Consider the following 10,656-nt stretch of genomic DNA (forward strand, 5'->3'; position numbering starts at 1 on the left):
GCTGAGGCGCAGGTTTGGCCGGGGTTTGCGCGCGGACCTTGATGGTTCGATGGCGCAACGTCAGCCAATTTTGCCCTGGAGAGAGCGGAGAGTCTCCGAACCTTGAGGGTAGGCTGATTTTACCCTCAAGCTTAAGCGATTGATATTAGGTGGCTTTCTCTCGAGTTCATCTTCAGATTTCAGTAACCCGATCGCCCCGCAATGCTTAATTAATGCAAACTGTTGATCCGCCCCCAACCTTACAATCAACGAATTGCAGCATCGCCGCAGGTATTTCAGAGACCGGATCGACATGGACGACAAAGACCACGTCTTCGCCCGCTTCAAGGACGACAAGCCCGCGTCCGCTGACCGGCGTGAGACGCTGACCATCCCCCGACGCGCCGGCACGCCGGGAAGCAGGTCCGTTGAGGTGGTGCATGTGCGATCGGGCGGTGCTGTGAGAGACCGGCCGCAGCGCCAGGACCAGAATGTTCGCGCGGCAACCTGGGACGGCGGCTTCCCGACGAAACAGTGAGGTGGTCCCCATCCGTCGGACAGTTTGACGGCCCGAATATGAATGCCAATCGCGCCAGCGACCTCCGAAGTCGCCGAACCCGCCACCCACGGCGTTCGTGTCTTGGAGACAGCGGCGGCGGATGCCGATGTGACCGCTGCTGAGGAGCCTCTCACTACCCCGTGTCGAGGCTGCAGGCGGCCATGCAATCACTCCGCGCTGGTGCCGGTGCGTCCAGAAACGGATACTGCCAAGCCTATATGGGCTTAGTTGAAAGTCCCGCTCGCTAGGCGCGCGTGGAGGGTGCGAGCTTGCCGCGGGTGAGGTTTGCTTCCGCAAAGAATCTGAGTGCATGCTTCGCAGTAATCGCTGGAATCACCGGCGGCAAAGTGGTCGGGCGCGGCAAACGCACCGCGCAAGGAGGAAACAATGGGTACCGAAATCCGCCGGCGGGGGTTGCTCGCCGCATCCGCCTGCCTCGTCGCCGCACCATCGCTTGCGCGGGCGCAGGCCGTGCGGCCCCGCATCACCGTCATCTCGCAATGGAGCGCGGGCAGCGACGGCGCCGCCATCACCAAGCTCGGCGAGGCGTTCACGGCGGCCGGCGGCACCTGGGAGCACAACCCGGTGCCCGGCTTCACCACCGAGATGATGAACAAGCTGCGCGCCGACATCCTGGGCGGCAACCCGCCGGCTGCGTCGCAACTGAAGGGCCCGGAGATCGCGGCCTGGTCACGCATCGCCCCCACCGTGGACCTGACCGCCGCGGTGGCTGAGGCCGGGTATGAGCAGGTCGTCGCACCCGACCTCGCGCGGCTACACAAGCCGCAGGGGCGTTGGATCGCGCTGCCGCTGCAGATCTATCGCACCAACACGCTGTTCGCTTCGAAGAAGGCGATGGAGAAGGTCGGCGCGACCGCCCTGCCGAAGACCTGGGCGGAATACAACGCGCTGGCCGCGAAGATGAAGGAGGCCGGGATCACCCCGGTCGCCAATGGCGGCCAGCGGCCGGATGACGGGCAGAAATTCGAGACCGCGCTCGTCGGCATCGACCCGGCCACGTATCGTCGCGCCATCATGGAACTCGATGACCGCGCGCTGCGCGGTCCGGCGGTGCTCGCCGCCTTCCGGCAGTTGCGCATGATGTCCGAATGGATGGACCCGGCGGCGTCCGGCCAGCATTACTCGACCTTCCTGCCGCGCTTCATTCGCGGGGAGATGGGTCTGCTGATCCAGGGCGGCTGGGCGCAGGGCGTCATCCGTCACGCGGGTTTCTCGGATGACGACTACCTGATCGGCCAGGCACCGGTGGACAACGGCACGCCCGCCTTCCTGTTGAACGCCGACGCCTTCATCTTCTGGCGCCGCCGCGAACCGGATTTCCAGGCCGGCCAGATGCTGATGGCGCGGCTGGTCATGAGCAAGGAGGTCCAGCAGACCTATTCCCAGACCACGGGTTCCATCCCGGTGCGGACGGATATGAATCTGTCGGGCGCGGGCTGGTCGGCCGGCCAGCGGGAGACCGCGGCATCGCTTGCGGCATCCGTGCGGGTCAACCAGTCGCTGCTCAGCCTCGCGCACAATATGGCGCAGCCCAACGCCATGACGGCGGCGATGATCGATGTGCTGACCGAGTTCGTGCACAACAAGTCGGTTCGGCCGGAGCAGGCGGTCACGCGCCTTGCCGACGCCGTGGAAGCGGCGCGCTGAGGTGGACGGCCAGGCCGCGCCGGCCGCGAGGGCGACCATAGCCGCCCCACGCCGGTCCTGGCGCGCGATGCTGGCACCATGGCTGGTGCATCTGGTGCTGTGGCCGCCGCTGCTTGTCAGTGTCGTCCACATCATCGGATTCACCGGCTACACGACGTGGATCTCCTTCACCTCATCGACGCTTATCCCGGAGAACGACTTCGTCGGGCTGCGCAACTACAATTCAGTGCTGGCCTCGCGGAACTGGACCATCGCGACGGAGAACCTGCTGATCTTCGGCACTGGCTTCGTGGTGCTGACGACAGCGATCGGCCTGACGCTCGCGGTGTTGCTCGACCAGCGCATCCGGGCGGAGAATGTGCTCCGAACCATCTATCTGTATCCGATGGCGGTGTCCTTCGTCGTCACCGGCACGGTATGGTCCTGGCTGTTGAATCCATCCATCGGCATCCAGAAACTCGTACGCGGCCTGGGGTGGGAAGCGTTCCGCTTCGACTGGGTGGTCGACCGCGACATGGCGATCTACACCATCGTCATCGCGGGCGCCTGGCAGGCCTCGGGCTTCGCGATGGCGCTGTTCCTGGCAGGCATCCGTTCGGTCGATGCGGATCTGTACAAGGCGGCGCAGATCGACGGTGCCGGGCCATGGCGCATCTATCGCCGCGTGGTGCTGCCGGCGATCTGGCCGATCTTCATCGCCGTCATGGTGATCCTGCTGCAATACACCATCAAGACCTTCGACCTGGTGCGCGCACTGACCGGCGGCGGCCCCGGCATCGCCACGCAACTGCCATCCCTGGTGGTGTACGACCTGATGTTCCAGCGCGGCTTGCTCGGGCGCGGTTCAGCCGCGGCGGTGCTGATGCTGCTGTATCTGCTGGCGGTGCTGCTGCCCTATTTCGCCTTCGTCCAATGGCGCAAGCGGAGGAACGCCCGCCATGGCTGAGGCCATCCGCCGACAGGCGCCGCTCAGCCGCTGGGTGATCTATGCGGTGCTGATCCTCTTCGCGGCCTTCTACCTGGTGCCGCTGCTGGTCACGGTGCTGAATTCGGTGCGTACGGAACAGGATATCGGCAGCACCTCGGTGGTCGGCTGGCCGCGCGAACTGGCACTGTCCAATTTCGGGAAAGCCTGGGGCACCTACTGCATCGCCCAGCGCTGCGAGGGCATTTCGCCCTTCATGTTGAACTCGATCATGATGGTGGTACCGGCCACCATCATCTCCACTCTGATCGGCGCCTTGAACGGATACTCCATCGCGCTGTGGCGCTTCCGCGGCGACAATTGGGTGTTCGGCATCATCACGCTCGGCGTGTTCCTGCCGGAACAGATGAAGCTGGTGCCCTGGACGCTGGTGCTGCGCGACCTGGGGCTGAGCAACACCATCACCGCGCTGGTGTTCATCCATGTGATCCAGGGGATCAGCTTCACCACGCTGTTCTGCCGCAACTACTACGTCGCCATCCCGCCCGATCTGCTGAAGGCGGCGAAGATCGATGGCGCAGGATACTTCCGCATCTTCTGGCGCATCGTATTGCCGCTGTCGCCGCCGATCCTGATCGTCACGGTGATCTGGCAGTTCACGCATATCTGGAACGAGTTCCTGTATGGCGTGACCTTCACCACCGGGGCGCAGCAGCCGGTGACGGCCGCGCTGATCGCATTGTCCGTCTCGGTGGCCGAAGCACCGCAATACGGCGTGCAATCGGCGGCGGTGCTGATCGCCGCGCTGCCGACACTGCTGGTCTATCTGTTCGGCGGAAAATACTTCCTGCGCGGCCTGACGGCCGGCGCCGTGAAATAGGGGGCATTCATGTCGGCACTGCGCATCGCCGGTGTCCGCAAGCGATTCGGCGCGCAGGAGGTGCTGAAAGGCATCGACCTTGAGGTGGATAGCGGCGAGTTCCTTGTCCTGGTCGGCCCCTCGGGCTGCGGCAAATCCACCTTGCTGAACATCATCGCCGGGCTGGAGGCGCCCGGCGAAGGCACCGTCGAGATCGGCAGCCGCCTGGTGAATGATGTCGAGCCGAAGGACCGCGACATCGCCATGGTGTTCCAGTCCTACGCGCTGTACCCGACCATGACGGTGCGGCAGAACATCACCTTCGGCATGGAATGCCGCAACGTGCCGAAACGCGCGCAGGATGAGGCGGTGGAGCGTGTCTCCCGCCTGTTGCAGATCGACCAGCTGCTCCATCGCAAGCCGTCGCAATTGTCGGGCGGGCAGCGCCAGCGCGTGGCGATGGGCCGCGCGCTGGTGCGCGACCCCACGCTGTTCCTGTTCGACGAACCGCTGTCCAATCTGGACGCCAAGCTGCGCGTCGAGATGCGGCTGGAGATCAAGCAACTCCATCGACGCATCGGCGCCACCATCGTCTATGTCACCCACGACCAGATCGAGGCGATGACGATGGCAACGCGTATCGCGGTGATGCATCAGGGCGAGGTGCAGCAATTCGCCGATCCGGAGACGATCTACAACCGCCCCGCCAACCTGTTCGTCGCCCGCTTCATGGGTGCGCCGCCGATGAACTGCGTCTCTGCCCGCGTGGTCAGCGCAGGTGATGGGCTTGCCGCGGTGATCGGCGCGGGACGGCCGGATGCGATCCAGTTGCCGCTATCGCGCGAGGCCGAGGCCGGCGCCGGCGCCTTCAAGGACCGCGCAGTGGTGCTGGGCATCCGCCCCGAATGCATCGCCGAGGAAGATCGCCGCTTCGGCGCCGATGAACGCGGGTCCATCGCCGTCGAGGCGCCGGTCGAGATGACCGAGCCGACCGGGGCCGAGACCATCGTGCTGATGCGCCTGGGCGGGGAACAGCTGCTGGGCCGCGTCTCGCCGGACGTGCGCCTGCCGGTGGGCGGTAATGCGCGCTTCGCGGTGGATGCGCGCAAGCTGTGCCTGTTCGACCCCGCGACGGAGCGCCTCATCGCATGATCGGCTTCACACGCTACGCCAGCCTGGAAGGGCGGACGGTCATCATCACCGGTGGCGGCAGCGGCATCGGCGAGGCCTTCACGCGCGGCTTCGCCGCGAATGGCGCGCGCGTCGCCTTCCTCGACATCGATGAGGCCGCCAGCACGGCCCTGGCTGACTCGATCGCGCGCGAGCATGGCGCGCGCCCGCTCTTCCTGCGCTGCGACCTGACCGACATCGCCGCCTTGCGGGAGGCGTTCGCCGAGGTGCTCGGCGTGCTCGGCCCCGCCGCGGTGCTGGTGAACAACGCGGCCAATGATCAGCGCCAGGCCTTCGAAGCGGTCACGCCTGACGAGTTCGACCTGACGATGGCGGTCAATCTGCGCCATGTCTTCTTTGCCGCGCAGGCGGTGGTGCCGCAGATGCGCGACCGTGGTGGCGGGTCGATCATCAACATGTCGTCCTGCGCCTGGATGAATGGCGTGGCGGAATTGCCGGCCTATACCGCGGCGAAGGCAGCGATCGTCGGCTTCACGAACTCGCTGGCACGGCAGGTGGGGCCGGACCGCATCCGGGTGAACGCCATCGCGCCCGCCATGGTCATCACGGAGCGGCAGCGCCGGCTGTGGTACCAGGATGAAGCGCGGATCGCCGCCGGCCGCGCGCGTCAATGCCTGCCGGATGCGATCGAACCCGAGGACATTGCGCGGATGGGGTTGTTCCTCGCGGCCGATGACAGCGCGATGGTGACGAAGCAATGTATCGTTGTGAGCGGCGGCTCACGCTAAATTGGATGGTGTTGCCGCTCACATGAGGAGGCTGAATCCGCTATTGACGAGCATGGTCAGTTCGATGCTGTCGCGTGATCAGCACCAGCAATCCCTTCTGGCGCCCCAGCCGGTAAAGACCGGCACCTATTGAGGCGCCGGATCGAGTTATCATCGGAAGCAAGCTGCCGTCTCAAGATCGACAAGGAGCGGCCGCTACCCGCTTCTTGTGGTCAGTTGCTACTGCAGGCGGCTGAGGCTCAACGAGGCGCGATCGCATGCCGTTGCCCGGCCCATCCCAGCGGGAACGGGTCCAAGAGCCACGGTAGATCCACGCGCTTAGGCTGCCGACCGTCCATAATTGATTCCACAATGTCCGGCGCCAGCAGCGTTAAGCGTAGCAGCGTTCCGAGGTAGCCGCGCTCGACCTTCTCCGCCTCTGCCATCTCCGTGATTGAGGCATACCGGCCCTCATCCAGCAGCCGTTGGTATCGGAAAGCGCGAGCCAACGCCTTCATCAGCGCCGGTTCGGCGCGAGTCGTGATGGCGCCATTGCAGTCGTCGCAGATTGGCGTGACCACCGTCTTCCACCCCGGCGGACGCCGGATCGACAGCGGAACCCGAACCGTGATCCTGGTCGCGGCAGTCATGCGGCGGCGCTCAGCGTTTCGGGCGCGGTGGCGCCGAGATCCCGAACGAGGCCGGCCAGCCCCTCGACGCGAAGGCGAATGTCTGCGCCGGCAGGCCCGACCACCACCCGCTCCACCAGCGCCCGCACGATCTGCGCCTGCTCGGCGGGGAACAGTTCGTGCCAGAGAGGATCAAGCCGATAGAGGGCGTCGCGAACCTCACGCTCCGTCAGGTCTGGTGCCTCTTGCCGCGCTGCGAGCCAGGTCCCGACCACGATCTCGGGCTAGCGGAGAAGGGCACGGACCTGGCTGATCACTGCAACTTCGATCTGCGCCGCCGATACGCGCCGGACTATACCGTCATCCACGACCGTGTCGGCCTTCAGCACGCGCTGCGCCACGTAGTAGCAATAGCGCCGGCCATTCTTCACCGCGTGCGTCGGCGACATTGCCCGACCGTCGATGCCAAAGATCAGCCCCTTCAGCAGCGCCGGTGCCTGCTGCCGGTTCTGCGCGGCACGGGAGCGCGGGCTGACCTGCAGGATGGCATGGGCCCGGTCCCAAAGCTCCCGCGGCACGATGCCCTGGTGCTCGCCGGAATAGACCTGCCCCTTGTGCGTGGCCTCGCCGACATAGGTCCGGTTGTTCAGCAGCTTGTAGACGTCGCCCTTATCCAGCGGCCGGCCCGCCTTGCTCGTGGCGCCCTCGGCCCGCAGGCGAGCCACCGTCTCGATACCGGAGCCCGTCTCGGCGAAGATCTCGAACACGCGCCGCACGCGCAGGGCTTCGTCCTCGTTCACCACCAGCTTCCTGGCCACCACATCGTAGCCGAGCGGCACCCTCCCCCCCATCCACATGCCCCGCGCACGGGAAGCGGCGAATTTGTCGCGAATGCGCTCCCCGATCACCTCGCGCTCGAACTGCGCAAAGGACAGCAGGATGTTCAGCGTCAGCCGACCCATGCTGGTGGTCGTGTTGAACGACTGCGTGACCGAGACAAAGGTGACGCCATGCGCCTCCATGGTCTCCACCGACTTGGCGAAATCCATCAGCGAGCGGGACAGCCTGTCGATCTTGTAGACGACTATGACATCGACCCTGCCCTGCTCGATGTCGGCCAGCAGCCGCCGCAGCGCTGGCCGCTCCAGCGACCCGCCGGAGAACCCGCCATCGTCGTAGCGGTCCCGGACCAGGAGCCACCCCTCGGCCTTCTGGGAGGCCACGTAGGCCTCGCAGGCGTCACGCTGGGCGTCCAGGGTATTGAACTCCCGGTCCAACCCCTCGTCGGTGGATTTGCGGGTGTAGACCGCACAGCGGAGCTTCTTGACCGTGGCGGGCAGGATGGCCTCTGCCGGTTGCCTTTTCCGGCTCATCCCGCACCCCCGGTGGGCCGCAGCCCGAAGAAGGTCCAGCCATTCCACCGCGTCCCCGTGATATGCCGAGCGATGGCCGAGAGCGACCGATACGGTCGGCCCTCATATTCAAAGTCATCGGCGCGCACGGTGACGACATGCTGCACGCCATCATGCTCGCGGATCAGGCGCGTGCCGGGCAGCGGCCGGCTGTCGGTGCGAATCCGACGCAGCACGACGTTGCCGCCGTCCAGCTGCTCGCCCAGCGCCTCGAGGCGCGCCCGCGTCTCCGGCCTCAGCCCGTCATAGGCCAGTTCCTGGATGCGATAGGCCAACCGGCTGGTGATGTAGCTGCGGCTGAACGGCGGCGGTTCCTTGCCATACAGCCGACGCCATTCGGCCTTCAGCTCGGCGATCGGTGCGGTCTGGATCCAGGCGAGGCGGCCAAGCACCTGGTCGCGCGGGAAGCTGGTGATCGGCAGTGCAACGGGCTCGATGGCGTCAGCGGCGGTCTGTCGGCGGGTCATGCGGAACCCCTCTCCAAGGGGTCCGCATGCACGCTCTGGTGGGCGGAGAAGTGTAGCGAACTCTCTCCGTCGACCCCGAGGTCGCGGTCGAAGTCCTCGGCAGTGCGGCGACGCAGCCGCAGCGGGCCGCGGACGAGGCTGTCGCAGACCTCACGCAGGTGGGGCGGGAGGTGGTGGAGCGGCGCGGAACGCTTGGGGGTCGGGGTCATCGGTTCGCGCAGAGAACCGCCTGGGCGATCAAAGATACAGCAAAATCCGCGCGTTAGAGTAACGCTTCGAAAAAGAAAGCAGCCGATCGAGGCCCCGAGAACTGCGATTACTACGCGCAATATCCCCTTTTGCTTGCGAAGCTACGCCGTTTGTTTCTAGCTATCTATTCGCATGAACATCCTCACCGCCGAGTCGGAGGGATAATGGCGACCCTCAAGCAGTTCGTTCGGCGTGTTCCGATCGCTCTTCTCCAGCAGCACGTTGAGCAGACGTGCCTGATGCTGCCGCCTGAATTCGAGTGGCAGGACGACGGAGGTGCATCCGCAAAACGCTTCTTCGCCATCGTGGACGAGTACGATGGCGTGCCCGCAGAACGCTTCCGTCTCGACATAGACCGCGTTGCCGCCATGGCGGACGAGGTCGGCGACGGCGCACTGTACACGACGTCGTCCGACCCATCGGCCCTCCACCTTCAGCCAAGCACTGCCGCTCGAGCGTACTACTCGTTTCTGAACAACCCCTCTGACTTTCGCCGCGCCGAGGAGGCACGGTTTGCCGACGAAAGACGGCGCGGACGGAACTGGGATGGGTTCGTATCCGACCGCAATCTGACGGTGCACCGCGACGCAACGAATTTGGAGGCGTTCCAACAATCGGCATCTGAACTGATCGGAACTGGTCAGGTCGAGGTGGAGATCAGCGACCGAGGGCGGAGACGTCACGATATGGCTGATGCCGTCCTGGTGCAGGCCACCATGTATGTTGAGGATCGGCCCAACGAACTACGCTCCTTTCGCGACGGGCGAATTGCATTCACAACGCATCGTCCCGTGCACGAGGCCGCCATCACCTACGAGCCTGAGACGGGCGCCATCGAAGTGGTTGCCAGGACAGGGATTCATCGGGCCACACTGGCGAACCTTTTCGCAGAGCACCTGATGGAGACGCAGCAACCCGGCGGCCGAGTTGCCATCCGGCAGTATCGTCTCGAGCATTTGCGCAGGCCACATCGGTTTGACACTCAGCCACGTCATCACATTGAGGACGTTCGTGTGAAATCGATGTGCCTTATGCCATTGGCGGCGCAGAATGAGAGGTTAACGCTAGAGCTGATGCGCAAGGCTCCCGGCACCATCTGGGATCTTGCCGAGCGCAGGTTGTACGGTGGTGCTTCACGGCTTGCTGACTACCTCATCACGCGCATCACGTTGATTGTGCGCTTCAGACCGCGATTGGGCACTGGCCGAGCGCGCGTACTGCCCATCACCGTTACCGCCGGCACTGGATGCAACATCAAGGATTGCACCGCCGAGGAGCGGCTGATCGGCGAATATTATATGCGAGCGTGGGGCACTCTCGAGGATGTCTGAGCCCGTCTTGCTTGGCGCGGAAACGGTCTCGCTTCTCTGCTCATTGCTGGAGGCGGAGGAGCCCGTCATCACCGGATATGCTGTCGAGTTGCATCCGATGGCGGCTGCGTCCCTCATCGAGCACGGGTTGCTGGTGCCCGCCGGGTACGACGATGTCATCGGCGTCGAGACAGATGGGCAAGAAGAACTCGTTTCGGTCTTTCCGATCGATGACGGCAGCGCGCTCGGCTACCTGGATCGATATGCGGGGTTTGTGGCCGTACCGCCGGAGCGGCTCCTGCGGCGACGCGTCGATGTGTCAGAGGCATTCCGCTACCTTGCAGTACTGCTCGATGTTCCCCGTTCTCATACGCCGGCCGAGATCGTGGAAGGTCTCTGCTGGGACCTGGGCAGCGCCAGGTTCGCAGAGCGTCCCCAACGCCATTCCGTGTGGTTCGCCCGCCGTCTCTGGGACGCAGCTACACGCAAGTCAGTCCAGACGATGCTAGAGCGTCGACCACATATCCGGCCGCGCCTAATTCTCACGTCGAGTACATCGTCAGCAGGGGAGTTCGTCGTCCCACCGGACACGCTCACCATCTCAGTGCTCGACGCGCTTAAGAGCCCATCCGGGAAGTTCCGATTCATGCTGAGGGCATTGCTGCCAGTCGGCGGAGCATGATGCGGATCATGGCCATGCG

The 10,656-nt window shown here is 64.9% G+C and carries 12 protein-coding genes; 8 read left to right on the plus strand and 4 right to left on the minus strand.

The window, feature by feature from the left end:
- Nucleotides 1-292: 292 nt before the first annotated feature.
- The 6 genes from IEY36_RS27460 to IEY36_RS27485 all read left to right on the plus strand — a co-directional run bounded on the left by IEY36_RS27460 (nucleotide 293) and on the right by IEY36_RS27485 (nucleotide 5,909).
- Nucleotides 293-517, plus strand: a complete 225-nt coding sequence (locus IEY36_RS27460; protein WP_188972990.1) for a hypothetical protein — start codon at nucleotides 293-295, stop codon at nucleotides 515-517.
- 408 nt (nucleotides 518-925) lie between these two features.
- Entirely contained in the window at nucleotides 926-2,206 is a 1,281-nt protein-coding gene (locus IEY36_RS27465; protein ID WP_188972992.1) for an ABC transporter substrate-binding protein, read from the plus strand.
- Nucleotides 2,178-3,152 carry a carbohydrate ABC transporter permease gene (locus IEY36_RS27470; RefSeq protein ID WP_229681622.1) on the plus strand — a complete coding sequence of 325 codons (975 nt, stop codon included), beginning with the start codon at nucleotides 2,178-2,180 and terminating at the stop codon, nucleotides 3,150-3,152. The genes IEY36_RS27465 and IEY36_RS27470 overlap by 29 nt, the downstream gene beginning before the upstream one ends.
- Complete coding sequence (locus IEY36_RS27475; protein WP_188972996.1) at nucleotides 3,145-4,011, plus strand: carbohydrate ABC transporter permease; 867 nt, start codon at nucleotides 3,145-3,147, stop codon at nucleotides 4,009-4,011. The genes IEY36_RS27470 and IEY36_RS27475 overlap by 8 nt, the downstream gene beginning before the upstream one ends.
- A 9-nt stretch (nucleotides 4,012-4,020) precedes the next feature.
- Nucleotides 4,021-5,142, plus strand: a complete 1,122-nt coding sequence (locus IEY36_RS27480) for an ABC transporter ATP-binding protein (RefSeq protein ID WP_188972998.1) — start codon at nucleotides 4,021-4,023, stop codon at nucleotides 5,140-5,142.
- Nucleotides 5,139-5,909 carry an SDR family NAD(P)-dependent oxidoreductase gene (locus IEY36_RS27485; RefSeq protein WP_229681623.1) on the plus strand — a complete coding sequence of 257 codons (771 nt, stop codon included), beginning with the start codon at nucleotides 5,139-5,141 and terminating at the stop codon, nucleotides 5,907-5,909. Before IEY36_RS27480 ends, IEY36_RS27485 begins: the two co-directional genes overlap by 4 nt.
- A gap of 239 nt (nucleotides 5,910-6,148) precedes the next feature.
- Here IEY36_RS27485 and IEY36_RS27490 read toward each other — a convergent pair whose 3' ends face one another.
- The 4 genes from IEY36_RS27490 to IEY36_RS27500 are packed head-to-tail and all read right to left on the minus strand — an operon-like array spanning nucleotide 6,149 to nucleotide 8,396.
- Entirely contained in the window at nucleotides 6,149-6,538 is a 390-nt protein-coding gene (locus tag IEY36_RS27490) for a hypothetical protein (protein WP_188973000.1), read from the minus strand.
- Nucleotides 6,535-6,792 carry a hypothetical protein gene (locus IEY36_RS31270; protein WP_308423204.1) on the minus strand — a complete coding sequence of 86 codons (258 nt, stop codon included), beginning with the start codon at nucleotides 6,790-6,792 and terminating at the stop codon, nucleotides 6,535-6,537. Before IEY36_RS31270 ends, IEY36_RS27490 begins: the two co-directional genes overlap by 4 nt.
- 9 nt (nucleotides 6,793-6,801) lie before the next feature.
- Nucleotides 6,802-7,938 (minus strand): recombinase family protein, encoded by a 1,137-nt coding sequence (locus IEY36_RS27495; RefSeq protein ID WP_308423205.1) that lies wholly within the window; start codon nucleotides 7,936-7,938, stop codon nucleotides 6,802-6,804.
- A complete protein-coding gene (locus IEY36_RS27500; RefSeq protein WP_188973002.1) occupies nucleotides 7,887-8,396 on the minus strand; it encodes a DUF2924 domain-containing protein in 510 nt (169 codons plus the stop codon). Before IEY36_RS27500 ends, IEY36_RS27495 begins: the two co-directional genes overlap by 52 nt.
- Nucleotides 8,397-8,809: 413 nt before the next feature.
- Between IEY36_RS27500 and IEY36_RS27505 the strand changes: the two genes are divergently transcribed.
- Nucleotides 8,810-9,976 carry a hypothetical protein gene (locus tag IEY36_RS27505; protein ID WP_188973004.1) on the plus strand — a complete coding sequence of 389 codons (1,167 nt, stop codon included), beginning with the start codon at nucleotides 8,810-8,812 and terminating at the stop codon, nucleotides 9,974-9,976.
- Entirely contained in the window at nucleotides 9,969-10,637 is a 669-nt protein-coding gene (locus IEY36_RS27510) for a hypothetical protein (protein ID WP_188973006.1), read from the plus strand. Before IEY36_RS27505 ends, IEY36_RS27510 begins: the two co-directional genes overlap by 8 nt.
- Nucleotides 10,638-10,656: the final 19 nt, after the last annotated feature.

Source organism: Neoroseomonas lacus, from assembly GCF_014644535.1.
Taxonomy (GTDB): Bacteria; Pseudomonadota; Alphaproteobacteria; order Acetobacterales; family Acetobacteraceae; genus Neoroseomonas; species Neoroseomonas lacus.

Coding starts and splice junctions, on each gene's coding strand:
- IEY36_RS27510 (WP_188973006.1), top strand. CDS start 9,969: ATGTCTGAGCCCGTCTTGCTTGGCGCGGAAACGGTCTCGCTTCTCTGC.
- IEY36_RS27500 (WP_188973002.1), bottom strand. CDS start 8,396: ATGACCCGCCGACAGACCGCCGCTGACGCCATCGAGCCCGTTGCACTG.
- IEY36_RS27480 (WP_188972998.1), top strand. CDS start 4,021: ATGTCGGCACTGCGCATCGCCGGTGTCCGCAAGCGATTCGGCGCGCAG.
- IEY36_RS27475 (WP_188972996.1), top strand. CDS start 3,145: ATGGCTGAGGCCATCCGCCGACAGGCGCCGCTCAGCCGCTGGGTGATC.
- IEY36_RS27490 (WP_188973000.1), bottom strand. CDS start 6,538: ATGACTGCCGCGACCAGGATCACGGTTCGGGTTCCGCTGTCGATCCGG.
- IEY36_RS27505 (WP_188973004.1), top strand. CDS start 8,810: ATGGCGACCCTCAAGCAGTTCGTTCGGCGTGTTCCGATCGCTCTTCTC.
- IEY36_RS27465 (WP_188972992.1), top strand. CDS start 926: ATGGGTACCGAAATCCGCCGGCGGGGGTTGCTCGCCGCATCCGCCTGC.
- IEY36_RS27485 (WP_229681623.1), top strand. CDS start 5,139: ATGATCGGCTTCACACGCTACGCCAGCCTGGAAGGGCGGACGGTCATC.
- IEY36_RS27460 (WP_188972990.1), top strand. CDS start 293: ATGGACGACAAAGACCACGTCTTCGCCCGCTTCAAGGACGACAAGCCC.